Origin of the sequence: Lentzea nigeriaca (assembly GCF_016907955.1) — a bacterium.
In the GTDB taxonomy this organism is placed as follows: Bacteria; Actinomycetota; Actinomycetes; order Mycobacteriales; family Pseudonocardiaceae; genus Lentzea; species Lentzea nigeriaca.
This window is the reverse complement of sequence record NZ_JAFBCX010000004.1, coordinates 1-25,779: the sequence shown is the minus strand read 5'-3', so window position 1 is coordinate 25,779 and position 25,779 is coordinate 1. Positions and strand designations below refer to the sequence as shown.

Annotated in this window: 28 protein-coding genes; 23 read left to right on the top strand and 5 right to left on the bottom strand. The window is 68.7% G+C overall.

The features are described 5' to 3' along the window. Positions 1-5: 5 nt before the first annotated feature. The gene (locus tag JOD27_RS14625; protein ID WP_204762790.1) at positions 6-431 is read right to left on the bottom strand and encodes a response regulator; all 426 of its coding nucleotides are present in this window, start codon (positions 429-431) and stop codon (positions 6-8) included. A gap of 310 nt (positions 432-741) precedes the next feature. Here JOD27_RS14625 and JOD27_RS14620 point away from each other — a divergent pair, with 310 nt between their 5' ends. The 8 genes from JOD27_RS14620 to JOD27_RS14585 all read left to right on the top strand — a co-directional run bounded on the left by JOD27_RS14620 (position 742) and on the right by JOD27_RS14585 (position 5,848). Further along, positions 742-1,158, top strand: a complete 417-nt coding sequence (locus JOD27_RS14620; protein WP_204762789.1) for a hypothetical protein — start codon at positions 742-744, stop codon at positions 1,156-1,158. Positions 1,159-1,160: 2 nt separating this feature from the next. Further along, the gene (locus tag JOD27_RS14615; RefSeq protein WP_239567199.1) at positions 1,161-1,850 is read left to right on the top strand and encodes a response regulator transcription factor; all 690 of its coding nucleotides are present in this window, start codon (positions 1,161-1,163) and stop codon (positions 1,848-1,850) included. Between the two features lie 251 nt (positions 1,851-2,101). Further along, complete coding sequence (locus tag JOD27_RS14610) at positions 2,102-2,368, top strand: hypothetical protein (protein WP_204762787.1); 267 nt, start codon at positions 2,102-2,104, stop codon at positions 2,366-2,368. A 9-nt stretch (positions 2,369-2,377) separates the two neighbouring features. Then, positions 2,378-2,773, top strand: coding sequence for a 6-carboxytetrahydropterin synthase (locus JOD27_RS14605; protein WP_204762786.1), 396 nt, complete (start codon positions 2,378-2,380; stop codon positions 2,771-2,773). Positions 2,774-2,791: 18 nt separating this feature from the next. After that, on the top strand, positions 2,792-3,175 hold the full coding sequence (locus tag JOD27_RS14600) for a hypothetical protein (RefSeq protein WP_204762785.1): 384 nt from the start codon (positions 2,792-2,794) through the stop codon (positions 3,173-3,175). Positions 3,176-3,406: 231 nt separating this feature from the next. Next, on the top strand, positions 3,407-4,219 hold the full coding sequence (locus JOD27_RS14595; RefSeq protein WP_204762784.1) for an RNA polymerase sigma factor: 813 nt from the start codon (positions 3,407-3,409) through the stop codon (positions 4,217-4,219). A gap of 228 nt (positions 4,220-4,447) precedes the next feature. Then, on the top strand, positions 4,448-5,353 hold the full coding sequence (locus tag JOD27_RS14590; protein ID WP_204762783.1) for a hypothetical protein: 906 nt from the start codon (positions 4,448-4,450) through the stop codon (positions 5,351-5,353). A gap of 108 nt (positions 5,354-5,461) precedes the next feature. After that, complete coding sequence (locus tag JOD27_RS14585) at positions 5,462-5,848, top strand: histone-like nucleoid-structuring protein Lsr2 (RefSeq protein WP_204762782.1); 387 nt, start codon at positions 5,462-5,464, stop codon at positions 5,846-5,848. Between the two features lie 599 nt (positions 5,849-6,447). Here the strand turns inward: JOD27_RS14585 and JOD27_RS14580 are convergent. The 4 genes from JOD27_RS14580 to JOD27_RS14565 all read right to left on the bottom strand — a co-directional run bounded on the left by JOD27_RS14580 (position 6,448) and on the right by JOD27_RS14565 (position 9,411). After that, positions 6,448-7,287 carry an SAM-dependent methyltransferase gene (locus tag JOD27_RS14580; protein WP_204762781.1) on the bottom strand — a complete coding sequence of 280 codons (840 nt, stop codon included), beginning with the start codon at positions 7,285-7,287 and terminating at the stop codon, positions 6,448-6,450. A gap of 255 nt (positions 7,288-7,542) precedes the next feature. Further along, complete coding sequence (locus JOD27_RS14575) at positions 7,543-7,752, bottom strand: hypothetical protein (RefSeq protein ID WP_204762780.1); 210 nt, start codon at positions 7,750-7,752, stop codon at positions 7,543-7,545. 30 nt (positions 7,753-7,782) lie between these two features. Next, positions 7,783-8,514, bottom strand: a complete 732-nt coding sequence (locus JOD27_RS14570; protein WP_204762779.1) for a response regulator transcription factor — start codon at positions 8,512-8,514, stop codon at positions 7,783-7,785. Between the two features lie 177 nt (positions 8,515-8,691). After that, positions 8,692-9,411 carry a prepilin peptidase gene (locus tag JOD27_RS14565; protein WP_204762778.1) on the bottom strand — a complete coding sequence of 240 codons (720 nt, stop codon included), beginning with the start codon at positions 9,409-9,411 and terminating at the stop codon, positions 8,692-8,694. A gap of 191 nt (positions 9,412-9,602) precedes the next feature. Between JOD27_RS14565 and JOD27_RS14560 the strand changes: the two genes are divergently transcribed. From JOD27_RS14560 to JOD27_RS14490, 15 genes are all read left to right on the top strand, one after another. Then, on the top strand, positions 9,603-9,806 hold the full coding sequence (locus JOD27_RS14560) for a Flp family type IVb pilin (RefSeq protein WP_204762777.1): 204 nt from the start codon (positions 9,603-9,605) through the stop codon (positions 9,804-9,806). A gap of 5 nt (positions 9,807-9,811) precedes the next feature. Then, positions 9,812-10,240 (top strand): TadE/TadG family type IV pilus assembly protein, encoded by a 429-nt coding sequence (locus tag JOD27_RS14555; protein ID WP_204762776.1) that lies wholly within the window; start codon positions 9,812-9,814, stop codon positions 10,238-10,240. After that, on the top strand, positions 10,228-11,328 hold the full coding sequence (locus tag JOD27_RS14550; protein WP_204762775.1) for a pilus assembly protein TadG-related protein: 1,101 nt from the start codon (positions 10,228-10,230) through the stop codon (positions 11,326-11,328). The genes JOD27_RS14555 and JOD27_RS14550 overlap by 13 nt, the downstream gene beginning before the upstream one ends. Positions 11,329-11,343: 15 nt before the next feature. Then, positions 11,344-12,123: a Flp pilus assembly protein CpaB gene (gene cpaB, locus JOD27_RS14545; RefSeq protein WP_204762774.1), complete on the top strand. Its 780-nt coding sequence runs from the start codon at positions 11,344-11,346 to the stop codon at positions 12,121-12,123. A gap of 14 nt (positions 12,124-12,137) precedes the next feature. After that, positions 12,138-13,313: a CpaE/TadZ family protein gene (locus JOD27_RS14540; protein ID WP_204762773.1), complete on the top strand. Its 1,176-nt coding sequence runs from the start codon at positions 12,138-12,140 to the stop codon at positions 13,311-13,313. Beyond that, positions 13,310-14,689, top strand: a complete 1,380-nt coding sequence (locus JOD27_RS14535) for a TadA family conjugal transfer-associated ATPase (RefSeq protein WP_204762772.1) — start codon at positions 13,310-13,312, stop codon at positions 14,687-14,689. The genes JOD27_RS14540 and JOD27_RS14535 overlap by 4 nt, the downstream gene beginning before the upstream one ends. A gap of 4 nt (positions 14,690-14,693) precedes the next feature. After that, positions 14,694-16,553 carry a type II secretion system F family protein gene (locus tag JOD27_RS14530; RefSeq protein WP_204762771.1) on the top strand — a complete coding sequence of 620 codons (1,860 nt, stop codon included), beginning with the start codon at positions 14,694-14,696 and terminating at the stop codon, positions 16,551-16,553. Between the two features lies 1 nt (position 16,554). Continuing rightward, the gene (locus tag JOD27_RS46620) at positions 16,555-17,472 is read left to right on the top strand and encodes a type II secretion system F family protein (RefSeq protein ID WP_204762770.1); all 918 of its coding nucleotides are present in this window, start codon (positions 16,555-16,557) and stop codon (positions 17,470-17,472) included. Between the two features lie 94 nt (positions 17,473-17,566). Beyond that, on the top strand, positions 17,567-18,205 hold the full coding sequence (locus JOD27_RS14520) for a response regulator transcription factor (protein WP_204762769.1): 639 nt from the start codon (positions 17,567-17,569) through the stop codon (positions 18,203-18,205). A 116-nt stretch (positions 18,206-18,321) separates the two neighbouring features. After that, on the top strand, positions 18,322-18,672 hold the full coding sequence (locus tag JOD27_RS46020; protein WP_204762768.1) for a response regulator: 351 nt from the start codon (positions 18,322-18,324) through the stop codon (positions 18,670-18,672). Further along, positions 18,669-19,043, top strand: coding sequence for a response regulator transcription factor (locus JOD27_RS14510; protein WP_204762767.1), 375 nt, complete (start codon positions 18,669-18,671; stop codon positions 19,041-19,043). The genes JOD27_RS46020 and JOD27_RS14510 overlap by 4 nt, the downstream gene beginning before the upstream one ends. Before the next feature lie 5 nt (positions 19,044-19,048). Further along, complete coding sequence (locus tag JOD27_RS14505; protein ID WP_239567193.1) at positions 19,049-20,119, top strand: HEAT repeat domain-containing protein; 1,071 nt, start codon at positions 19,049-19,051, stop codon at positions 20,117-20,119. A 25-nt stretch (positions 20,120-20,144) separates the two neighbouring features. Continuing rightward, on the top strand, positions 20,145-21,581 hold the full coding sequence (locus tag JOD27_RS14500; RefSeq protein WP_204762765.1) for a glycosyltransferase family 2 protein: 1,437 nt from the start codon (positions 20,145-20,147) through the stop codon (positions 21,579-21,581). Further along, the gene (locus tag JOD27_RS14495; protein ID WP_204762764.1) at positions 21,578-23,602 is read left to right on the top strand and encodes an ATP-binding protein; all 2,025 of its coding nucleotides are present in this window, start codon (positions 21,578-21,580) and stop codon (positions 23,600-23,602) included. The genes JOD27_RS14500 and JOD27_RS14495 overlap by 4 nt, the downstream gene beginning before the upstream one ends. Positions 23,603-23,607: 5 nt before the next feature. Then, on the top strand, positions 23,608-25,701 hold the full coding sequence (locus JOD27_RS14490; protein WP_239567191.1) for an ATP-binding protein: 2,094 nt from the start codon (positions 23,608-23,610) through the stop codon (positions 25,699-25,701). Positions 25,702-25,779 lie beyond the last annotated feature (78 nt).

Here is a 25,779-nt window from a genome sequence, read left to right as displayed (position 1 = left end):
ATGCGTCAGCTGGAGCTGATCGCGTCCGGGTGCACGAACTGTCCTTTCTCGACGGTCGCGCGGATCGTGGTGAGCAGTGCCTCGCCGTCCGCGTTGAGTCCGATGAGGCCGCGGACTCCGTGCAAGCGGGCCCAAGCCGCGGCCACGGAGTTACGGGCGTCCCTGCGCAACAGCCCCACGATCGCCAGGTCCGGGAACATCGACGTCAACAACAGCGCCAGATCCCAGCGCGGGTCGCTCGCCGAGTCGAGAAGCAACACGTCGGGGCCGTCCGTCCGGCACAGGTGGATCGCGGAGTTGCTGTCGGACGCCGAACCGATCCACGCCAGCTCCCGGCTCTCCCGGATGATCGGGGCGACGCCTCGCTCCAGCGACGACGCGGAGCTGATCACGGCGACGCGCAACACACGAGCCGGCATGGTACTGATCACGACTGGTCTCCTCCTACGACTGCCTCACGTGGCAACGACGTTGGTAGACACCGGCTCCCCGGTTCGCTTACGCGTGGGCACCGAGGTTCGCCCGCTTCGGTGAACTCCTGTTCGCTCGCGTAAGCGGCTCGCTCACCAGGGTCATCAAACGTTGTGCGGTGATCAACGCACGATGAGTCACAAGGTGAAGAAGGAGTTCGGCATGTTGCGCCGAAGGGCAGCGGGCAAACATCGATTGGTGCGGCCGAAGAAAGCGGCGCGCCCCAGATGTGGTGACTGCACCAGGAGGGGCCTCATAGGTGCTCTCGTCGTGCCGCTCGCGATACTGGCCGGGGCGTTGTTCGACTCCGTCACCAAAACGCCGGACGCGGTCGCCAACGTGATCGACAGCGTCAGCGCGGGAGACCTGCACACCGTGACCGTGACAACGACGGTCACGGTTCCGGCAGGTCCGGAGTGGACAGCGCCTCAACTGCCCGCACCGGCCCCACGGGACGCGGTCACGACACCCCTGCCCGCACCACAGCCGACGGTCGCCGCGGCGCAGCACCCGATCGGAGAGGCTCCGGACCTCCAGTCCTGTGTGAAGGGGCACGACACCAGGCCGCGGACACCGAAGGAAACTCCCACCGCCGGCATGTCGGTGGAGGTCCTACCTGGACGGTCAGGACCGAATCGGGGCGAGCACAAGGAGTCCCGGGCCGGTCAGCCGGTGCGTTGCGGGTGAACATGACACAGTCGCTGGCCGAGGCCGACCTCGGCACCTGTCGGCGGCACAGGGACGGACAGCTCCGTGTCGCGCTGGTCGACTCGTTGCCGTTGCTCCGTAGTGGTGTCGAGACCGTCGTCGCCGCCGACCCCGGTCTTACCTGGATCGGCGCGGCGAGTGGTGCACCTGCCGCCGTCGAACTGTGCGATCGGACAGCCCCGGACGCGGTCCTGATCACGTCCGGCAGCGATCCCGGCTGGAAGATGTGCGAGCTGCTGACCCGTCTGTTCAACCGCATGATCGTCGTCGTGCTCATCGGTCCGGAGGCGAGGAGCGCCGAGGCGATGGCTCGGGCACGCCTGCACGGAGCCCGGTCGCTGGTGCCGATCGAGGCGGACTCCGACCGCCTGGTGACAGCGATCAGGCTCGGTGTCGATCTCGGCGACTACGTCGATCCGCAGCTGCGCGCCTGTTTCGGCCCCGTGCGACTCTCCACGGTGGCCTTCAGTGGCAAGCCGTTGTCACGCCGGGAACTCGAGGTGCTGCACGAGATCGCGAAAGGACGGACCGCGGTGGAGATCGCCGGCCGCCTCGGTATCGGTACGGAGACCGTCCGGACCCACGTGAACCACGTCCTGCGCAAGCTCGACGCACGTGACAGGGCACATGCCGTCGCGAAGGCTTTCGAGATGTCGTTGCTGTCCCGCTGAGGTGGAACCCCTCCGGGTGACTCAGGTGACGGGTCCGTAATGAGGTCATGGCTACCAGGTCCACATTCACGGCGGCGGACATGCCCCGTTGACGACCGGGTCTTCGGGTTCATCGGTCGTCACGCCGTCGCCTCCCGGGGCCGTGGTGGCGAGTTCCTCTCCTTCCTCGTCACCACGGTTCCACTGTGCGCGTCCACGGTCGGATCGACGAGGAGCTGTTGATGAGGCACCACTTTCGAAAATGGCCACGGATGTCGATGTTGATGAGGTTGGGGTGGCACCGGCATCCGGTGTCGTCCCCCTCGGACGGCGAGGCGGACGAGCGGCACGAGGCGAACGTGGTGGTCCGGCTCGGCCGCGGCTGCGTCGCGCTCGAGGGAGCGTCCTTCGGGCCCGTCTACCTGTCACCGCTGCAGGTGGGGCGCCTGCGCGGGGCGCTCAGGGATGCCTCCACCCAGTTGGCGGGCCGGCGGGAGCGGACGTGCGCCGCGGCGGATCCGTTCGCACAACGCTCGTGAAGCGGGGACATGTACGAGATCGTCGAGCACTACAGCTTTGTCGCCACACATGAGATCCCAGGCCTGCGGCGGACTCATCCGTGCCACGGCGTACACATGCACCAGTGGACGGTGGAGGTCGTCCTGCACGCGACCGGCTTGTTGCCCACCGACGCTCCGGCCGAGACCGCGGCCCTCGAGCCGCTGCGGCGGTACGTCACGAGCGAACTGGAAGGCCGTCACCTCAACGATGTGCTGGTGGGTGATCCGACGCCGGCGAGGCTCGCCGGTCATCTGGCGGGCTGGTGCCGCTGCCACCTCACCGCCTACGTGGCCGAGACGCTGCACGGTGTCAGGGTGTCGGCCGGGCGAACCTCGTGGGGCAGGTACCTGGTGTCCAGGGGGCAGGGCAACAGTCATCGATGACAGAGAGGCGGTGCTGTTGTGAGCAGTCCCGAATACCTCGAAGCCGTGTGCGGTGACTCCGGGCTGCTGAAGCTGGCGGCGATGGCACGGGACGGTTCCGGTTGGATCTTTCTGACCGTGCACGTTGTCGGTGTCGACTGCATCTACGGCACTCGCGAGCGACGGACCGTCACCGAGACGATCACGGTGCGGGCGGTGGACGACGTGACGGTGGCCCGCTTGAGGATCGAGGATTGCCGGGGCCAACGGCGTTCGCCGGTGCCCGGTGTCCTGTGGGAGTACACAGGCACGCTGGGTGACGCCATCGACGAGTTGTACGCGTTGCCGCACCCCGACGACCCGAGGGCGCCCAAGTTGCTCCGCCCGGCATCGTCACTATTCGTGATCGACGACAAAAGATGAACACTGTGTCCGATTGTGAAATAAATGCACATGATTGAGTTTCAATTATCATCCGGTTGGGGTGGTTGCGCATGAGAGGCGCGCCGACTTCGTCCGGCTGTGTCACCGCGCCGCCCCGGTCGAGCGGAAGTAACGTCAGAATGGAGGCTCGCGGACTGCGTTCCGTCAGGTCTGGTTGTAGTTTTGTCCTGCGGTTCATCAGTCACTATCGCAAAACAAGGGGCAGGTGAGATGGCTGAGGATCTCGACGACCACGACGATCAGAGTGCCTGCAGCTCGGACTCGGCCCTCCTGCACGCCGTCCGGGTCGGCGACCGGGATGCCTTCGGTGAGCTGTACCGCAGGTACCACGCTTGTGCGCACAGCTTCGCGTGCCGGTTGCTCGGAACGTCGCAGGGGGCGGACGACCTCGTCGCGGAGGCCTTCACCAAGGTGCTCAACCGGATCGTGTCCGGTGGCGGACCATCCACACTGTTCCGCGCCTACCTGCTGACCACGGTGCGCACCACGTTCTACAAGCAGCTCGCGATCGATCGTCTGGTGGACCGTCAGGCCGACCCCTCCGAGCAGGTGGTGCCGATCACCGACCGGGATCCCCTGATCGAGAGGCTGGACGCCGACCTGGCGCTGCGGGCGTTGGAAAGCCTGCCCGACCGGTGGCGGAGCGTGCTGGTCCAGCTGGAGATCGAGAAGACGCCTACCTCGACCGTGGCCGGCCGGCTCGGCATCCATCCGAACGCGCTGGCCGCGCTCGCGTTCCGGGCACGTGAAGGTCTCCGGGTCGCCTACCTGCAGATGCACGTCAAGTCGACGGTCGTGGCCGAGTGCAGGTTGTCCGCGAGCAATCTCGCCGCGTGGCTGTGCGGCAGGCTCGGACAGGGACTGCGGATCCGCGTGCAGCGGCACATCGCCACCTGCGACCGATGCACCAATGCGGCACACGAGGTGTCCGAGCTGATGACGCAGCTGCGTCGGTCGGCGCCGTTGACGGTCGTGGTGCCCGAGGTGCCGGACTTCCGGCTGGTCGATTCTTTTGGTGCGTAGCGCGTCCGCCCGTCGGTAATCCCGATTTGGGCCGGGCATCCCCAAATCCGGGCTCGCGCATCCCCACAATTGATGATCCGGCTTGGTTTCGATGTTTCTCCACGGCTAGTGTTCTGCTGCGCCGCCGCTGCGGTTCGATGCGAATTTTCACTGCGGTGTCGCGTGCGCATCCCAGTCGAGTCACGAGGCTGTCGACCTCGTTCCGAGAATGTAAACAAGGGAAACGGAATGCAGAAGAAGCTGTACAAGGGGTTCATCGCGGCTGCTGCGGCAGGTGTCGCGATTCTCGCGAACGGGTTCGGGACCGCCCACGCGCACGTTCAGGAGGGCCCGGCGCCCGCACCGCAGGAAGCTCCGGCGGCTGCGGAATCGGCACCGGACCCCGGCGCGACGATGGCGGGCACTCCCGAAGAGGAGACCCCCGAACAGGAGATCGTGACCATCAGCTCGACCCCCGATGACACGCCGTGCGCGATGGAGGTGGCCTCGACCTGCAACGCGAACGCGGCCGGCATCGCGGCGGCCGCCGATGTCAACGTGCCTGTTGTCGCCACTGTCGACGCCGCGTTGGCTGCCGGTGTCGGTGTCGCTGCCGACGCTGCGGTGGGGGCTGCCGCCACTGTCGACGCCGCGCTGGCCGCTGGTGTCGGTGTCGCTGCCGACGCTGCGGTGGGGGCTGCCGCCACTGTCGACGCCGCGCTGGCCGCTGGTGTCGGTGTCGCTGCCGACGCTGCGGCGGGCACGAGTGTCGACGCGGATCCCTGCGCCGACACGGCCGGTTCGAGCTCCACCGGCTCGAACTCCTCCACTTCGTCGTCCACTTCGTCCACTGACCACACCCATGGCGTGGTCGCCATCGCGAGCACGCACGGTGCCGGTCTCGGCGTCGCTGCTGCTGCCGCCGCCGATGTGCACGGTGTCGTGGCTGCCGGGTTGGGCCTGGCCGCCGCTGTGGACGTCGACGCCATCGTCGACGTCGACGCCGCTCTCGCTCTCGCCCTCGGCCTTGGTGCCGACGCGCACGCGGTGGCTGCCGCGGGCGTGGATGCCGCTGGCGTGTCGTCGAGCACGGCGGCGGACGACTGCCCCGCGGACGCCGCCGAAGCCCTGACCGGATCGGCCATCGCGGTCTGATCTTCCCTGGACACCGGTCGTCAGTTGCCGGTCGAGCGGGTGCGGTGGGAGCCAGGCTCACCGCACCCGTGTCCAGGGTTGTCGCATGTCGTCGGTGAGGTGAAGGACATGGTGGTACGGATCATCGTCCACAAGACGGACGATCTGAACGGGATCGTCAGCGACGACGTGTCCACGGTCTCTTTCGGGGTGGACGGGGTTCACTACGAGATCGACCTGAACAAGGCTCACCAGGAGCAGCTTCGTGCCGCACTGGCACCGTTCCTCCCCTTGGCACGCCGGGTGGACTGGGGTGCCGGCACCTTGTACTCCACCCAGGACGACCTCATGGCCCGCATTCGGGCGTGGGCGCAGGAACAGGGTGTCGGCCTGAGCAGCCGAGGTCGTATCCCGAACGCGGTGATCGCGGCTTTCAAAGCCGCGCACGAGAGCCGGTCGGACGACATCATGCAGCGGTGTGACGGTCTCCTCGAACCGTCTCCCGAGCCCGATTGACCGCTGTCCGGGTCCGTGGCCCGGGCACTTCGGCGTGCTGTGGTACATCCAGCTTCCGCTTTCGCGTGGCGCGCTGCTGCTTTGGCCGCGCAACCACCCTCAGGACGGTTCCGGAGGCGAGGAGCAGGATACCGGCGAGCGTAAGATCGTAAAGTGGCATGCCTGTCGGGTAAACCCATTCCACCGGATTTGACATCGGCACTCCCCACTCGTCCGGGTCTGCTCGTCAAGGCTACGTCGGGAGCTGGGGCGCGTGCTGTCGCAAAACAGGGTGAATCACTGGCTCGTGCTGGTGTGCGTTGGCGCCTTGCGAGGCTTGCCCGCTGCTCTGACGTGTGATGAGCGCCAGATTTCATTCGCGCAGAGTCACAAATATCGAGAAGAATGACGTGTTCTTTTTGAACGAGACTCCGACGCGCTCGGACCGTTTCATGGTCAGGCTGGCGCCGGTATAGACGGGACATCGTTGCGTGCGCCCCCTCGGCACGTGGCGTGTCCTCGGACAGGCGGTGACGGATGGGCCCCCGATAGCTCACCGTCGCCGCCTCGTCGGTTCTCGTCCCGGTCCGGGCGTCACGGCGAGCTGTCGGTGCGCCGCCTCACGACCTGTATGCCAGTGCGGCGCAGCCGCTGAAGTGCTCGGGGTTCTGGTCCGGTTCGGTGTCGAGGTCCGGCTGCCAGAGCGGGATCGGGACCAGGCCGGGCTCGGTGATCTCGAACCCCGCCAGGAGCTTCTCGACCTCCGCGGTGGTGCGGAAGGCGAACTCCGGCAGTGGCGTGTTGTAGATGTCGCTGTAGAGCCTCATGGCGTCGAGCAGTTGCTCGTGGCGGCAGGTGTGTGACAGGGCGACCCGGCATCCGGATCCCAGCCCGTCGGCGTAGGTGGTCAGCAGCTCCGCGGGCCCGGCCGAGTCGGGGATGTGGTGCAGCACGTCGATGGCCAGGAGTGCCACGGGCTCGTCGAGGTCGAGCAGGCGGCGCAGGGCCGGCGAGTCCAGGACCTGTTCGGGTCGTTGCACGTCCGCGAGGATGTACGCAGTGCGGTCGTCGCCTTCCAGCAGCGCGCGCGATTCGGTCACCACGACGGGGTCGATGTCGGTGTAGACCACGCGACACTCGGGAGCGCACTGCTGTGCCACCTGGTGCACGTTGCCCATGGTCGGCATCCCGGTGCCCAGATCGACGAACTGGCGAATTCCGTCACCCACGAGCCGGGTGACGACGCGGCGCAGGAAGTTTCGATGCGTGCGCGCCAGATACGGCAATTGGGGCGCGCACAGGGTGAACTGTTCTCCCAGTCGCCGGTCGGCCGCCGAGTTGCGCGTGCCACCCAGCCAATAGTCGCGAACTCGGGCGATATTGGGTGTTTCAGGGCCTTTGGTGCCCGGCGCCCAGATGGGTGGCATGTCCATCGAGGAGGGGGTTTTGGGATTGATCACACCACGCAGTATGTGCCATCGGCAGCAAACGGGATGATCATAATGCCCAAAATTGGGGATCAATTCCCCCTCGGTTGGCTCCGGTGGCGGAATTACGCGTGCGGACCTGCTTTGCGCAATCTGCGACGTTGACCACGTGGATGTGAGAAGGCCCCGTGTGCCGGCAGGGGCGCGGAATCTGTCTGCCGGCACACGGGGCTTGGTCGTGGTACTTCGGCCGGGGGCATCCGGCCGGCGGTCAGAAGTCCCGGTTGCTCATGAGTTCGTCCTCTGCGGTGTGTCGAAGCACAGCCCGAGCGCCGCGATGAGCAGGATCGCCGCGAAGACACCCTGCCACGCGGTGGGTTCCGTGATCATCACGACGAAGTTGACGGCACTCAGCAGTCCGTAGACCACGACCAGAACGCCCTTGACGCGCTGCATGTCGAAGCCACTCGCCGAACTCTGCTGGTTGATGCCGGCCATGTCGAACCTCCTTTGCGCCCAACGTGTTCGTCAACGGCCGGGGCGTCCGCTGATCCCGCTCTCGACACGCGGGCGCGTGCGCAGCGGAGGCCGGTAGCGGTACCCGACACCGCGAACCGACTCGATCGGAGAGCTCGCCGAGTCGTCCCAGCCGAGCTTGCGGCGGAGCCTGAGCACGGTGAACTTCACGCGCTCGGCGCCGATGCCGGTCGGGTCCTCCCACGCCTCGGCGAGGAGCTGGCCGGTGGACAGAGTCGCGCCCGCGTTGCGGGTCAGCATGCTCAGCAGCCGGAACTCGATCGGCGTGAGGGACACCTCGCGCTCGTCCACGTGGACGAGCCGGGAAAGGGGGTCGATCTTCAGCGAGCCGTCGTCGTAGACGCGTTCCGACCACTGCGCGGGGCGAGCCCTGCGCAACAGTGCCTCGACCCTGGCCAGCAGTTCCCCGTTGGTGAAGGGTTTGGTGAGGTAGTCGTCCGCGCCGGCACGCAGGCCGCGGATCTTGTCCGACTCCTGGTCGCGTGCGCTCAGCAGCAGGACCGGCACGTCGCTGAGATCGCGGATACGTTCGAGGACGCTCAGTCCGTCCATGCCGGGCAGTCCGATGTCCAGCACGACGAGGTCGGGCTTGGAGTCGTACACCGCCCGCAGCCCTGCCCTGCCCTCGGACACCCGGTCCACCTGGTAGTTGTTCCTGGCCAGGAGCAACGCGACGATCCGGGCGATGTCCGGGTCGTCCTCGACGACGAGTACACGTGGCATGGTTCCTCCTGCCGGTTTGCTCACGATCAAACGTATGTGCGCAACAGGAAGATCACCTTCGTGTCACCCGTCTGTGGTTTGACCTTGTTCGCAGGGTGACGAATGTCCCTAAAGGACTCTCAAAGCGACGTACTTCTCACACGAACGAATGACGGGGGCTAATGCGGAAAACGCGGACTATCGGCCTGGAGTGATGAGCAGGACCACGAACGTGGCATAAACCATGAAGGGCCCGAGTGGGAGGGGCGTGTCGGCCCTCGCCCGTCGCAGGGCAAGCAGGACCGCGCCGGCGAGTCCACACAGGACGAACGAGAGCATGCCCGCGAGCAGGACCGGTCGCCATCCCGTCCATCCCAGCACCATGCCGAGTGGTCCGGCCAGCAGGACGTCACCGAACCCCAGATCACTCGGCCTGATCAGCGCGAGCAACAGGTAGCCGGCCGCGAGCGCGGCGCCCGCCAGCACCGCGCGGAGGAACCGGCCGGGCTCGGAGCTCAGCAGCGCCGAGCCGGCCAGCAACGCGGCGACCACCGGGTAGGCGGGCAGGGTGAGACTTTCCGGCAGCCGGTACACGATCAGGTCGATCGTCGCGAGTGCGACGCACAGGACGGCGAGCCAGGCGAAGGCGACCAGCTCGGGCCGCGGCCCCACGGTGTACGCGATGCTGCCGAGAACGGTCGCGGACGCGATTTCCGTTACGCCGCAGCGCAATGCCACATGCTCGCGGCAGGACGGGCAGCGGCAGGCGATCGCGGAACGCAGCCGGCTGCCACAGCGCGGGCACGCTGTCCGGTCGGGTGCGTCCGGCGGTACGGAGAGCCGGAAGACCGCCGCACGGATCCACGGCCCGGCCGCGAGACCCGCGGCCGCTCCGGCCACCGCCGTCGTGAGATGCACGCCTGGGACGTTAGGGCAGCGTCCACACGGGACCCGGTTTTGTCATCCATTCGCACTACAAGACATCGTCCCCATCGGGCGTTTCGCGAAATCTTCTGGCCGTTCGCCCGCTGTCCGCGGGGCTTGCCCCTGCCGCACAGTTGTCCACGTCGGGCGGTGACGGATCGCCCACACCACCGGAGGAGAACAAGATGTCCACGGCAATCGCCTACCTGCAGCTCTGGATCAGCGACCGCTTCCGCGACCGCGAGCGTGGCGCCACCGCCGTCGAGTACGGCCTCATGGTCGGCCTGATCGCCGTCGTGATCATCGGCGTGGTCATGACCCTCGGCGGCCAGCTGGAGGCACTGTTCACCGGCGTCAGCGACGAGCTGCCCGCCGTACCGGCCGGCTGAACCGGATGAAGCCGCCGCTCGGGGCCGATTACCACGGATCGGCCCCTGCTTCGAACCGCGATCGCGGGGCGGCGGCGGTCGAGTTCGCGCTGGTACTTCCCGTCCTGCTGCTCGTGATGTGCGGCATCATCGATTTCGGACGGGCGTTGCACGCTCAGGTCGTCCTGACCCAGGCCGCCAGGGAAGGCGCGCGGCTCGCGGCACTCGGGGAACCGGACACGGTGAGCCGCACCCGCGACGCCGCAGGGTCGCTGACCGCGGTCGAGGTCGACGTGACGGCCTGTCCTGCGAACCTCGCGGCGGCGGACGCCGTCGTGACCGTCACCCACGACTTCACCTTCGCCACCCCGATCGACGCCATCGCGGGCACGTTCGGTGGCGACATCGGCCCGATCACCCTCAGCGGGAAAGGAGTCATGCGATGCCAAGGCTGATGCCGAGGCTGGTGGCACGGCTGCGGCGCGACGACCGCGGCGCGGTCACCATGCTGGTCGCACTCCTGCTGGGCGGTGGGGTGCTGCTCGGCGGCGGTGCGCTCGTCATCGACCTCGGCAGGCTCTACAGCGAACGCGCCCAGCTGCAGAACGCGTCGGACGCGGCGGCGCTGGCGCTGATGCAGGCGTGTGCCAAGGGCACGGACTGCGCGAGCAGCACGGCGCTGGACTACGCCAACGCCAACTCCAACGACGGGTCGTCCACAGTGGATCTCGTCTGCGGAGTCGACGCGTACGGCCTCCTGGACCCCTGTCCAGAGGACGACGGTGAGGCAGCGGGCTGCCGCGGCGAGCGGCCGGAAGGGACGAAGTTCGTCGAGGTCCGCACGAGCACCCGCCAGGCGGACGGATCCACCTTCCTGCCCGCGACGTTCGGGGAGGTCCTGCTCGGATCCTCTTACCAGGGACGGGGTGTGGCCGCGTGCACCAGGGTCGCCTGGGGCAGCCCCAGGGTCGCCTACGGCTTCGGAGTGACGATCTCGCTGTGCGAGTGGAACACCGCGACTGCCTACGGCACCACGTTCGCGCCGGAGTCCGGAACGGTCGCCCCGAGCTTCGAGCGCGTGCTGAAGCTGCACACCACATCGGGGACGAGTTGTTCGGGCAACCCGGCTGGCTGGGCTCTGCCCGGTGGCTTCGGCTGGCTGGCCGGCGTGACGGGAGCCTGCCAGTCGTACGTCGACCTCAACGGCGTCTACCTGGGCGACACCGGTGTGAGCGCGTCCACCGCGTGCAAGGAGGAACTCGCCGACGCCAGGACGAACCGGACGACCTTGCTGGTGCCGGTGTACGACGGTGCGGGCGGCACCGGCCACGACGGGTACTTCCACCTGAAGGGCTTCGCCTCCTTCGTCGTGACCGGCTACAACCTGCCGAGCCTGAAGGTCGCGTCGTCGCTGACTTCCCGCAACCACTGCAAGGGCGACGAAAAGTGCATCTACGGCTACTTCACGACGGACCTGCTGGCCGCTGACGCCGTGCTCGGTGGTCCCGAGATGGGTGCCACCGTCGGGCGGATGCTCGGCTGACGCCGGAGAAGGATCATGAAACGACGCTTGCTCACCCTCGGCCTCACGCTGCTGCTCGCCGCGGTCGGTACTGTCGCGGTGCTGCTCTACGTGCGCAACGCCGACGCTCGGGCGCTGGCCGGCAAACGCGCCGTGCCGGTGGTTGTCGCGGACAAGCGCGTGCCCGCGGGCACGAGTGCGGGGGCCGCACTGCGCAACGGCTCGCTGCGGCTGAAGAAGATGCCCGCCGAGACCGTGCCCGAGAACGCACTGGGAGAGGTCGGTGCGGACCTCGTCAAGCTGGTGGCGACCGCCGACATCCAAGCGGGCCAGCTCGTGCTGAGGCCCATGTTCGCGGCCACCAAGCCCACGTCGTCCGGCCTGGCGATCCCCGAGGGGAAGGTGGCCGTCAGCGTCGAGCTCGGCGCCCCGCAGAGGGTGGCCGGCTACGTCAAGGCCGGTTCGCAGATCGCGGTGTTCGACACCTACAGCGTCCTGGACGAGAAGTCGCGCACACCGTCCGGCGCCGGACTGGAGAAGCAGCACGAGAGCACGCAGGTGACCCGGTTGCTGCTGCCGAAGGTCGAGGTGCTCGCCCTCGGTAAGCCGCCGGTCCCGAACGCGAAGTCGGCTGACGGCGCGGGCCAGGGCCAGGGCGGCGTGCTGGTCACGGTCGCGGCGACCCAGGCCGAAGCCGAGCGACTGATCCAGCGCTCCCAGTTCGGCACCCTGCACCTCGTGCTGCTCACCGACAGTTCCCAGATCAGCCAGGGCGACGGCACCGACAGCAAGTCGGTCTTCGACCCGGTCAAGTAGGAGTGGAAAGAGTCATGGCAATCCTGTGCACCAAGACGAAGGCGGTGATACCGCCGCTGGCCGGAGCGATGGGTGGCGAAGTGTCCCATGTGGACGATCTCGTCGAGGCTGAGCGCCTGCTCGCGTCCGACCCGCTCGAGACGCTGGTCGTCATCGGGTCCGATGTGGACCTGACGGAGGCGCTCGACTTCACGTCGACCCAGCGCCTGGTACGCCCCGCGCTGGGAGTGGTCCTGCTGCGCGAGCAGCTCGAGGTGACCGTACTGGCCCTCGCCATCCGCGCCGGAGTCCGCGAGGTCGTGCCGGAGTCCGACCTCGACGTGCTCGCCGAGTCCTGCCTGCGTTCCCGCGACCTGTCGAGGTTCACCCCCGCGAGCGTGACGATTCCCGCTCAGCAGTCGATCGAGGGCAAGGTCGCGGTCGTGTTCGCCACCAAAGGCGGCTGCGGCAAGACGACCACGGCCACCAACCTGGCGGTCTGCCTGCACGCGGGCGGCGCCAACCGCGTCTGCCTGGTGGACCTGGATCTCGCCTTCGGCGACGTGGCGATCTCACTTCAGCTCACTCCGGTCCGCACGCTCGTGGACGCGATGGCGATGGACGGTCAGCTCGACGAGACCGGCATGTCCGGACTGCTCACGCGCTACCGGCAGGGGCTGGACTGCGTGCTGGCACCGGTGGAGCCCGGTGACTCGGAGCAGATTCCCGCCTCTCTCATCACGAACGTGCTCCGCGTGCTGCGCCGCATGTTCGACTACGTCGTCATCGACACGCCGCCGCAGTTCAACGAGCACGTGCTGGCGGTGCTGGACGAGGCCGACCACCACATCCTGCTCACCACACCCGACGTGCCGACGCTGAAAAACCTGCGGCTCACCATCGACATGCTCGACATGCTGTCCTACGCCCGCGACCGGCGCACCATCGTGCTGAACCGGGAGGACCCGCGGGTGGGGCTCACCGCGGCCGACGTCGAGAGCGTCGTGAAGACCAACGTCGCCGTGCGCGTTCCGGCGAGCCTCGCGGTACCCGCCTCGATCAACCGGGGCGTGCCGATCACCATCGAGAAGGCCGACCACCCGGTCAGCATGGCGTTCCGGGAGATGGCCGCGCGGATTCTCGCGGGCGCCAGGCACGAGCCGCCGGCAACCCGGCGCGGGTTGTTCGGGTTGAGGAAGTGGTCCGGTTGAAGCTGAGTGACCGGCTGGTCCAGCGAGCCGCGCCCGTCGGGACCAACGGCGCACCGGCGGTGACGGCCTCCGCACCGATGCCCGAGATGCGCAGGGAGCGCAGCCCCGACCACTTCGCCGCGGTCAAGCTCCGGGTGCACCAGACGTTGCTGGACACACTGGGGCCCAAGCTCTACGACGAGCGCCTCGACGAGCACGAGCTCGAGCTGCGGGTGCGCAACTCGCTGCAGGTCGTGCTCGAGCAGGACGAGACCCCGATGACCCTGGCCGACCGCGGCCGGTTGGCTGCCGAGGTCGCCGACGAGATCCTGGGCCACGGCCCGCTGGAACCGCTGTTGCGGGACCCCGACGTCAGCGAGGTGATGGTCAACGGACCGAACCAGATCTACGTCGAGCGCAAGGGAAAGCTCCAGCCGGTGGACGCCGCGTTCACCGACGAGAGCCATCTGCGCCGGATCATCGACAAGATCGTGTCGCGGGTCGGCAGGCGGGTGGACGAGGCGAGCCCCATGGTGGACGCGCGGTTGCCGGACGGCAGCCGGGTCAACGCCGTCGTGCCGCCCATCGCACTGGACGGCTCGTCGCTGACGATCCGCAAGTTCGCCACGGACCCGCTGCAGGTCGAGGACCTGATCAGGTTCGGCACGATCAGCCCCGCCGTCGCCGAGCTGCTGTCGGCGTGTGTGCGCGGGCGGCTGAACATCCTCGTCAGCGGCGGCACCGGTTCGGGCAAGACGACGACGCTCAACGTGCTGTCCTCGTTCATCCCGGAAGACGAGCGCATCGTCACGATCGAGGACGCGGCCGAGTTGCAGCTGCGACAGGACCACGTGCTGCGGATGGAGTCACGCCCGGCGAACGTCGAGAACCGCGGCCAGGTGAGCATTCGCGAGCTCGTCCGCAACTCGCTGCGGATGCGGCCGGACCGGATCGTCGTGGGCGAGGTCCGGGATGGTGCCGCGCTGGACATGCTGCAGGCCATGAACACCGGGCACGACGGGTCGCTGACGACGGCGCACGCCAACACTCCGCGCGACGCGCTGTCGAGGCTGGAGACGATGGTGCTCATGGCGGGCGTGGACCTGCCCAGCCGCGCCATTCGCGACCAGGTCAACTCCGCGCTCGACCTGATCATCCAGCAGGCCAGGCTGAAGGACGGCACCCGGCGGATCACGCACATCACCGAGGTGGTCGGCATGGAGGGTGACGTGATCACGCTCCAGGACCTCTTCGTGTTCGACTTCGCGGCGGGTGTGGACGAGAACGGGAAGTTCCGCGGCACCCTGCGGTCGACCGGTCTGCGTCCGACCTTCGCCGACCGGCTGGCCGACCAGGGCATCACGCTGCCCACCGGCCTCTTCTCGGCACAGAGGTGACGCGGTGGTCAGGCGGTTGATCGCGGTCGCGCTGCTCCTCTGTGCGGCGTCCGGGCTCCCGGCGAGCGCGGACCCGACCGCGGAACTCGGCTCGGCGAAGGTCGAGGACGGGCGGGCGCACGTCACGCTCACGGCCCGTGACCTGCCCGGTTCGGTCGATCCGGAGGGTGTGCAGGTCGAGGTCGACGGCACACCGGTGCGCGCTACCGCGAAGGTGGTCGGCCAGCCGCAGGCGACGCGAGCGGTGATCGTCGTGCTCGACACGACCGGCACGATGGACGGCGTCCCCATCGGAACGGCACGCGGCGTGGTCACCGCCTATCTGGCGGCGCTGCCGTCGAACGTCCACACCGGACTGGTCACCTTCTCGGACCGGCCCGTGCTGACGGTGCCGGTCACCGCGGACCGGCAGCAGGTGACGGCCGCGCTCGCCAGGGTCACCGCGGGCGGGAGCAGCGCGCTCAACGACGCGGTGACGCTGGCCGCCCGCAGCCTGGCCGGTGTGCCCGGCGAGCGCAGGTTGCTCGTGCTGTCCGACGGTGAGGACGCCGACGGTGGCGCCTCGCTCGACACCACGCTGAAGGTGCTGTCCGAAACGGGTGTCACCGCCGACGTGGTGACGCTCGACGTCGCGGCCGCGGCCACGGCCTCCGGCCGGGACCGGCTCGCGTCGGGCAGCGGCGGCCGCCTGGTGGCGGTCGGCGACCCGCAGGCGGGTGCCACGTCGTTCCCGGCCGCTCCGGTGCGGCTCGACGTGAGCGCCATCGTGCCCGACGAACTCTCCGGCAGGGACGTGCGGCTGACCGTGCGCGTGCGGGGACTCGTCACGGAGACCAGCGTGTACGCCCCGGACCGGCGGGGCGACATCGTGCCCGCCGCACCGGCCTGGACCTTCGGTGCGGTGCTCGGCGTGATCTTCGCTGTTTTCGCTGGACTGGGCTGGCTCTGGATCAGCCGCCGACGTGTGGTCGGGCGTGTGCGCTCGCAGCGGCTGGCCGAGGTACGGCGCTACCGGGTGCGCGATGGCGCGGAGCCTGAGACCGGCGCCGTGCGGGAGCGGGCGCTGCCGACGCGCCTGCTGCTGGCGCTGAGCGAGCGGATCATCAGCGGCGGCGACGTGCGCGAGAGGATCGAGCTCGACCTCGACCTGGCCGGCGTCCGGCTGCGCCCGGCGGAGTGGCTGCTCGTGCGGTTCGGCATCGCGGTCCTGTTCGGCGTGCTCCTCGCCGCGGTCACCGGTGCGCCGGTGGTGTTCGGACCGCTCGGGGCTCTGCTCGGGTGGTTCGGCGGACGTCTCTACCTGAAGTCGCGGATCGACAGGCGGCGCACGTTGTTCGGCGAGCAGCTCCCGGACACGCTCCAGCTGGTCGCGGGCGCCCTGCGCTCTGGTTTCTCGCTGCCACAGGCGCTCGACAGCATGGTGCGCGAGGGCACCCAGCCCATCGCGGGCGAGATCGCCAGGGCACTGGCGCGCACCAGGCTCGGCGTCTCGGTCGAGGACGCGCTCGACAAGGCAGCGGACCGGATGCGGTGCCAGGACCTCTCCTGGGTGGTCATGGCGATCCGGATCCAGCGCGAGGTCGGTGGCAACCTCGCCGAACTGCTGCTCACCACCGTCAACACCATGCGTGAGCGGGCGACCGTGCGCAGGCAGGTCAAGGCGCTCACGGCCGAGGGCCGGATGTCGGCGTACGTGCTGATCGCGCTGCCGATCGGGCTCGGCACCTGGTTGTTCGCGAGCCGCCGGGCGTACGTCGAACCGCTCTACACCCGTCCGGTCGGCTGGATCCTGCTGGGCATGACCGCGGTCTGCCTCTGCGTCGGCTGGTTCTGGATGAAGAAGATGATCAAGGTGGAGGTGTGAGGTGAACGGAACGCTCCTGCTCCTGGTAGGCGTCTGTGCCATTGCCGGTGCGCTCGTGCTGGTGGGGGTTCAGATCACCGCGGCCACCACGGGTTCGGCGCGCGTGTCGCGCAGGCTCGCCCACATCGAGGCCATCTGGGGCCGGACCGCCACCGACGTCACCGACACCGACCACGAAGAACTTCCTCCCGTCCTGGAACGGCTGCGTGCGTTGGCCGCCCGGCTCTCGCCCGGCACCACCCTCGCAGCCCTGGAGCACCGGCTCGACCTGGCCGGCAACCCGTCCCGGTGGACCACCGATCGGGTAGTGGCCTTCAAGGGCATCGGTCTGCTGGCGCTGGCGCCGATCGGGGCCCTGTACGGGCTCGGGTCCGCGCTGACCGTGGTCGCCTACGCCCTGGTCGGCGCCGTGGTCGGCTTCTTCCTGCCGGACGTGCTGGTCCACAACGCGGCGGTCAAGCGCCAGGCGCTCATGAGCAAGGAACTCGCGGACGTGCTGGACATGCTCACGGTGTGTGTCGAGGCCGGACTGGGTTTCGACGCGGCCGTGTCCCAGGTCGCCCGCAACACCTCCGGCCCGCTGTCGGTGGAGTTCTCGCGCATGCTGCAGGAGATGCAGCTGGGCAAGTCCAGGGTCGAGGCGCTGCGGGCGTTGTCCGGCCGCACCACCGTCGACGCGGTGCACACGTTCGCCTCGTCGCTGATCCAGGCGTCCGAACTCGGCATCCCGACAGCACGTGTGCTGCACGAACAGGCCGGCGAGATCCGGGTCAAGCGTCGTCAGGCGGCAGAGGAGAAGGCCCAGAAGGTGCCGGTGAAGATCCTGTTTCCGCTGCTCCTGTGCATTTTCCCGGCGTTGTTCATCATCATCATCGGACCGGCGGGCATCGAGATCTACGACAGCCTGATCGCCGGCTGACAGCAACCGAACGGCAACCGTCCGACACCCGGACTGACACCAGGCGTGGCGCTTCATTGAGGCACACGGTTGTCAGTGGGAAGCAGAGGACGTCATGTCGATTCGGCTCGTGGTCGTGGACGGTCAGCCCCTCGCCAGGTTCGGGCTCTCCCGGCTGCTCGAGGGCGAGACGGACATGGAGATCGTCGGCGAGGCCACGACGGCGGCCGAGGCACTCGGTCTGATCGCCACCACGAAGCCGGACGTCGTGACCGTCGACGTGACACTTCCCGACGGCAACGGGCTGACGCTCGCCCGCGAGCTGCGGGACCGCTGTCAGTCACTCGGCATCGTCGTGCTCACCTCCAACGGCGAGGACGACGTGCTGTTCCGCGCGATGGAGACCGGGGTGTCGGCGTTCGTCCCGAAGACCTCGACCTTGATGGAGATCGTCGGCGCGATCCGGCACGCCGCCGTCGCCGCCTCGTCCTTCACCGCCACGGGACTCGCGGACGCGTTCACCCGGCTGCGGGCGTCACGTGCGCGTTCGCCGCTGAGCCCTCGGGAAGCCGAGGTGCTGTGCCTGTTGCAGGACGGGCTCTCCGTGCCGGGAGTGGCCAGGGCGCTGAACATGAGCACGTCGACGGCGAAGACCTACGTGGCGCGGCTCTACGAGAAGCTCGGCGCCTCCAGCAGGGCGCAGGCGTTGATGACGGCGCTGGACCGCGGGCTGATCGGCCTGCGCGGAGTGTGACCACAGTGGACGGTCACCAGTTTGCGGTATTGGGCGGGCTCGCGTCACGAATCCTGTGTCAGCATCGGATTCCTGGCAGTTCCGGCAGGCGTGGGCTGAGTGACCGGAGGTGCCCGGTGGTCGCGAAGGTGCTGGTGATCGAGGACGATCGGGACATCCTCGGTCTGCTCGCGCGCCACCTCAGGGACATGGGGCACGAGGTCGTGCTGGCACAGACCGGGGAGCTGGGACTCGACCTGGCGCGGGCGGACCCGCCGGACGTCGTGGTCGTCGACATCGTGTTGCCGGGCAAGGACGGCAGATGGGTGATCCGTGAGCTGCGGGCCGATCCGCGAACCCGGCACTGCCAGGTCGTTGTCACCTCGATGCTCGATCCCGGTGACATCCGCGTCGACGACATCGACGGAATGCTGCTCAAGCCGTTCGACCGCGCCGCCGTGTGGGCGGCTCTTGGGAGTGTGTCATGACCGCCTTGGTCATCGCGGAGGACGACGCCGACATCCGTGATCTGCTGGTGTACAAGCTGATGCAGGAGGGGTTCGACGTCACGGCCGTCGGTGACGGGCCCGCGGCGTTGGACGCGGTCACGCGGGAGATCCCGGATCTGGTCATCCTCGACGTGATGATGCCCGGCATGTCCGGCCTCGACGTCTGTCAGAAGCTGCGGTCGGAGCCGGCGACGAAGAACCTGCCGGTGATCCTGCTGACCGCTCGCGCGCAGGAGACCGACGTCGAGGCCGGTTTCGGCGTGGGCGCCGACGACTACGTGACGAAGCCGTTCAGTCCCCGGGAACTGCTCAGCCGGGTGCACGCCGTGCTGGCCAGGGTCGGCCAGTGAGTTCGATGACCTCGGCCGTCGTGCTGGTCGCCACCGTGTCGAGCCTGGTGCTGGGACTGCTCATCACGGTGCACCACACGGTATCGGCGCGTCTGCGGCAACGCCGTGAGCAGGAGGCGCAGCGGTTGCGGCCGTTGGTCTTCCGGTTGCTCGGCGATCCGGGGGTGCTGCCGGAGCTGGTCGCGCTCGACGGCCGGACGTGGGCCGCGGTGGAACCGACCGTGCTCACCCTGCTGGGCAACGTGAGCGGCGCGGCGCGTGAGCAGCTGGTCGAGTTGCTCGCCCGCCGAGGGGTCCTCGACTCGGCGCGTGTCGGCCTGCGAGCCCGACGAGCTCATGTGCGGGTCAAGGCCGTCCAGGTGGTGGGGTTGCTGCGCAGCAGGGAGGACCTGCCCCAGGTGGTGTCGCTGATGGGTGACTCGCGTCCGGAGGTCAGGATCGCGGCCGCCAGGACACTGGGCGGCCTCGCGGACGTGCGGGCCGCCCGGCCGCTGCTGGGTGGTCTCACCTGCTCCCGGCCCGTGCCGTCGCACGTCGTGGCGCACTCGTTGCTGACGCTGGGAATCTCCGCGCATCCCGTGCTCGTCGATGCCCTGCGGCATCCACATGCGACGGTGCGGGCGGTCGCGGCGGAGGTGCTCGGACGCGGGGGCGCCGTGGTCGCGTTCTCTTCGCTCGTCCGTCTCCTGCGCGAGGACACCGAGCTTCCGGTCCGGCTGGCGGCCGTGCGCGCGCTTGCCAGGACGGGGACACCGTCCACAGCTGCGGCGCTCGTCGAGTTCGTCGGCAGGGGAAGTCCAGCTGAACTGCGGATCGAGGCCGCGGAGGCGCTCGGCGAACTCGGCGACCCCGCCGCGGGCGAGACTCTTGGCTTCCTCCTCGCCGAGAAGCCGCATCGGTTGGCGCACAACGCTTCTCGGTCTTTGCTCCGGCTCGGTGACCACGGTCGCGGCATCCTCACGAGCGTGGCGGGCGGAAGCATCGGCCCGGCGGCCGCCGCGCACGCCGTCGAGGCGCTGGCCTGGGACCGGATCAGCCAGGCGCGGCTGGCCGCGACGGCTCGGAGCCGTTCGTGACCACCCGACGCCCGCGGGAGGCCGCGTGGTCCTGAACGCCGTCGAGGTGGCGGGCGTCGTGTCGGCCTGCTACTTCCTGCTGGTCAACTGCAGTTACGTCGTGTTCCTGTCGATCGCCGCGGTCGAGTTCGCGCGAGACAGCAGGCTGAAACCGTTCCTGGCGGTCGACGAGCTGTACTCGGGTCCGTTGACCACCGCGGTGTCGGTGCTCATGCCCGCGCACAACGAGGAGGCGGGCATCGTCGACGCGGTGCGGGCGATGCTCGCGCTGCGCTACCCCGTGTTCGAGGTCGTGGTCATCGACGACGGGTCCACGGACGAGACCTTCGCCCGGCTCGAAGCCGAGTTCCAGCTCGTGTGCCTGCCCGCGGTCGTCTCCGACGAGTTGCCGCAGCGCGGTGTCGTGCGTTCGGTGCACGTGCCTGCGATTCGTGCGATCCCGCTCGTGGTGGTACGTCAGGACAACGGAGGGAAGACCCGCGCGCTGAACACCGGGCTGTGCCTTGCCAGGCACCCGCTCGTGTGCATGGTCGACGCGGACTCCATCCTGGACCCGGACGCGTTGATGCGCGTGGCCAGGCCGTTCCTCGACGACCCGTTCCGGGTTGTCGCCGCCGGTGGCGCCGTCCGCGTCGCCAACGGGTGCCGGGTGGTGGCGGGCAGGCTGGTCGACGTGCGGATGCCGAGGAGCCTGCTGCCGGCGATCCAGGCCGTCGAGTACCTGAGGGTGTTCCTTCTCGGCCGCACCGCGTGGTCGCGGTTCAACGGCCTGCTGGTGATCTCCGGGGCGTTCGGGCTGTTCCGGCGGGATGCGGTGGTGGCGGTGGGCGGTCTCGACCCTGGCTGCATGAGCGAGGACGCGGAACTGGTCCTCCGGATCCACCGGTGGATGCGGGAGAAAGGGCAGGACTACCGGATCGTGTTCGTGGCAGAACCGGTGTCGTGGACGGAGGTACCGGAAACCGGGTTGGTGCTCGGCCGTCAGCGCAGGCGGTGGCACCGAGGCCTGACCGAGATCCTCCTGAAGCACCGGCGGATGATCGGTAACCCGAGATACGGGGTCGTGGGGCTGTTCACGCTGCCCTACCACGTGCTGTTCGAGCTGATCACCCCGCTGGTCGAGTTCATGGCGGTGCTCGTGCTGGTGCTCGGCCTGGCGACGGGTGCGGTCACGTGGTCGTTCGCGGTGTCCCTCTCGGCGACCGCGTACGGCTTCGCGTTCCTGATCTCCGCCTTCGCGCTCACCGTCGAGGAGTACTCGTTCCGCCGATATCACCGCTGGGCGGATCTCGGGATCGCGCTCGTCGCGGCGTTCGCGGAGAACATCGGCTACCGGCAGCGGACCGCGCGGTGGCGGATGTGGGGTGGGTGGGCCGCGTTGCGCCGGTCGGAGCGCACGTGGGGAGTCATGACCCGGCGTGGATTCGACGTTCCGACATCCCGAGGTGGCAAACCGACATGAGCTCAGGACAGTCCTTCCGGCGTTTGCTCGCGCTCACGTTCGGACCGCTCGTGGCGGTCGTCCTGGTCCTGCTCGCGCTGGGCGCGGAAGCCGTCACGACGACAGCGAGCTCCATGGAGGAGCTGACCTCGCGCGTCGTGCCGATGCGGCATCGCAACGCCGAGCTGCGCGGGATCGTGCTGGACAGCGCGCTCGGCCTGCGCGGATACACCTTCGACGGCGACCCGGAACTCCGCGAGGCATATGACCGCGGTCGCGAGAGCTATGTTCGGACGAAGGACGAGCTGGTCCGGTTGGCCGCGACCGATGAGCGGCAGGCGGCAGCCAGGGTGGCCGAGCTGGCGGACCGGTGGTTCGCCACGACGGCCGGCCTCCGGGCAGTCCCACCCGGTACAGCGGACGACGTGTCGGAGCGGCTGGCGGACAGCACGCTCGTGCTCGACGAGTTTCTCGACGCCGGCACCCGGCTCGCCGAGATGCTCGACGCCACGACCACCTCGTTGCGGCAGCGAGGCCTCGGCACCCGGCGTGACGTGATGCTCGTCCTGATCAGCTGTGGCGCCGTCGCCGTCGTGCTGGCGGCGGCCTCGGCGATGGTCACCGCGCAGCGGCTCGGCAGGTCGATCGCCGCATTCCGGAACACGGTGACGAAGTGGGCGACCGGCGACGGGCAGGCCCGCATCCCCGAACAGGGGATCGCGGAGTTCCAGGAGGTCGCCAGATCGATCAACAAGCTCGCCGACGAGGCCGCCAAGCTGTACGCGCTGGAGCAGGAACGGCAGCGCCACCGCGAGATCGCCGCCGACATCGGTCTGAGGATCAGGGAGCACCTGGACGTCGACACCGCCGTCGGGCTGGCGACCGCCGAGATCGGGCAGCACTTCGACGCCGAACGGGTGTGCGTCTGGCTGTCGGAGGGTGCACCCGAGGACACCTCCGCGGATCTCGTCGCACTGGACTGGCACCGGCCCGAACTCGCCTCGCTCCGATCCACGCTCGGCGAGGAGGAGCGCGTGTTGCCGGTGGCCCCGTTGCGCAGGCTGTATGCAGATCATCGCTGCCTGGAGGTGAACGACGCCGAGGAGGCCGCGAACCTGGGGCTGCCCGTCGCCCTGCACGACCGCGCGGTGCTGGTTCTGCCGCTGGGGCGAGGGGAGAGTGTGCTCGGAGCGCTGGTTCTCGCCCGTCCCGGCGCCGGATGGACGGCCGCCGAGACGGACGCGCTCGAGCACATCGCTGCCGATCTGTCCCACGGCCTCGACCAGGCCCGGCTCTACCAGGAGCAGCAGCTGCTCGTCCGGGAACTGCGAGCTCTGGACCGCAGCAAGTCCGAGTTCGTGTCGACCGTCTCCCACGAGCTGCGCACACCGATGACCAGCATCGCCGGGTACGTGGAGCTGTTGCGCGACGGTGACGCCGGCAAGATCGACGCAGCTCAGCGGAAGATGCTGGACGTCATCCACCGGAACATGACCCGGCTGCGGGGGCTCATCGAGGAACTGCTCCTGCTCGCCAAGCTCGAGTCGGACACGGTCACCATGGCGGAGAAGCCTGTTGACGTCGGTGAGCTCGTCGACGGCGTCGTCGAGGCGTTGCGGCCCGCCGCGGACGTCGGCGGAGTTCACCTGGATCACGAGAACGCCGGGGCACTGGTGGTGTGCGGCGACGCGGCGCAGCTCGACCGGGTGCTGACCAACCTGGTGTCGAACGCGGTCAAGTTCACCCCGGCCGGAGGCGACGTGTGGGTGACCTCCCGCCGGTGCGCTGACGACTGGGTCGAGGTGAAGGTCAGTGACACCGGCATCGGTGTTCCGAAGACGGAGCAGCACGCGATGTTCACCCGGTTCTTCCGGGCGAGCAACGCGACGGAGCAGGCGATCCCCGGCTCCGGTCTGGGGCTCGCGATAGTGCGGCAGATCGTACGCAGGCACGGTGGGCAGGTCTCGCTCACCTCCACGGAGGGTGCGGGCACGACGGTGACCGTGCTCCTGCCGGACGGCCGGACGGGAGGAACGTCGTGAACAGGATGTCGACGACTCTGCCGCCCGCGATCACCGAGCGGCTGGAGTTCGGTGCGACGACGCTGGTCGCCGCATCGCTCGGCCGGGTGCCGATCGCGGGCGTCGCTCTGCTGGAGGCTGATGAGCTGAGACTTCTCGAAGTGCGGGGTATGCCGCGTGGGCAGGATGAGCTGCTGTCGTTGTGCAGGCAGACGGTGGAAGCCGACGAGCTCGTCGTGATCGCCCAGCCGCGACGGTCCCTGGGCCGTGCCATCCACCTCTTCGCGGGCGTGCCCATCCGCGGCGACGATCTCCTGCCCATCGGCGTGCTGTTCGTCGCCTCCCGCGAAGTCCGGCACCTCGACAACGTCGTGCTGGAGGCGTTGCTCGCCTTGGGAGGTCAGCTCGAGCGAGAGCTCGGCGCCGAGCGAGCGACGCGCGCGAGGGAGGTGCGCGGCCGGGTGGTGTCGAAGGTCTGGGGGGCCTCCGATCTTGCCGAGGTGCTGCAACTGTGCTTGGACGAGGTGTGCGCCCACGCCGGGTGGCCGTTCGGGCACGCCTGCGTTCCCGCGGGCGACGGCACCGGTGACCTGGTGTCGGCGAAGTTGTGGCACGGCGCGGACGACGACAGGTTCGGACGGCTGCGGGAGATCCTGGCGGAGACGAGGGTGTCGGCCGGCACCGGCCTGAGCGGTGAGGCGGCCGCGGCCCTGGGTCCCAAGTGGATGGACGATCTCGGCCTCGACGGACTCGGAGCGGGCAGCGGGTTCGCGTTTCCCGTGCACTCCGAGGACGGGGTGGTCGCCGTGCTGGAGTTCTTCGCCCCTGACGTCCGGCGTCCTGGCCAGTGTGTGCTCGATCTGGCCACCGAGCTCGGGCGGGAGGCCGGTCTCGCTGTCGCGCGGATGTCCGACCGTGCCGAACTGGCACGCTGCCAGGCGACGCTGCGGGAGACCCTGCACCGGCTGCGGACGCTCATCGGCACCGCGCACGACGCGTTCATCGCGCTGGACGGGGACGGTCGTGTCACCGAGTGGAACGCGGCGGCCGAGCGGATGTTCGGCTGGCCGCGTGCGGACATCATGGGCAGAACCCTTGCGAACACCATTGTGCCGCAACGGTTCCGTGCCGATCACGTGGCCGGGATCGCGCGTCTCGAGGCCACCGGGGAAGGGTCCGTGCTCGGCCGGCGGATCGAGCTCGCCGCCCTGCACCGCGACGGTCAGGAGTTCCCGATCGAGTTGTACGTGTGGCAGCCGGAGCCGACCGGCCCCTATCGCTTCAACGCCTTCGTCAGGGACATCAGTGAGCGCAAGGAAGCCGAACGCGCCCTGCGTGACGCGTTCGCGCGGGAGCAGGAGGTGGTCGAGGAGTTGCGTGGGCTCGACCGGGTCAAGACCGAGTTCGTCGCCAACGTGTCCCATGAGCTGCGCACGCCACTGACGAGCATCTCGGGCTACCTGGAGCTGCTGGTGGACGGTACCGCCGGAGATCTGACCGAGGACCAGCGGGAGATGACGTCGATCATCCAGCGCAACACGAGGCGGTTGTTGCGGCTCGTCGAGGACATCCTGACCGTCGGTAAGATCGACTCCGGTCAGTTCCAACCCTCCGTCGAGCCGACGGATCTCGGTTCTCTCGTGGAAGCCGTCGTCGAGAGCGTCGAACCGGCCGCGGCCAGGAAGGCGATCACCCTGGTCCGCCAGGTCACTCCTGACCCGATCATGGTGCGGGCCGACCCGGACCAGCTCGACCGGGCACTGCTCAACGTGCTGAGCAACGCGGTCAAGTTCACCCAGGCCGTGGGCACGGTGGTGATCCGCGTGCGGCGCATCGGCGACGAGGCACGGATCACCGTGGCGGACACCGGAATCGGTATCCCGCAGGACGAGCTGCCGAAGTTGTTCAGCCGGTTCTTCCGTTCGTCGCTCGCGATCGAGCACGAGATCCAGGGAACCGGTCTGGGGCTCGCCATCGTCAAGCACATCGTGGACAGGCACGGCGGCAACATCTCGGTGGCGTCCCGCGCCGGCGAGGGAACGATGGTGACGATCGTGCTGCCGGTCGATCCGGAGGCGGGTTCGGAAGCGGGTTCGGAGGCGGATTCGGCGCAACCGTAGCGCAACCGAGCGCGACCGGGTCGCGCTACTCGGGGCCCGGAACCTTGTGACATCGAAGCGGACGATGCGCACAAGGGA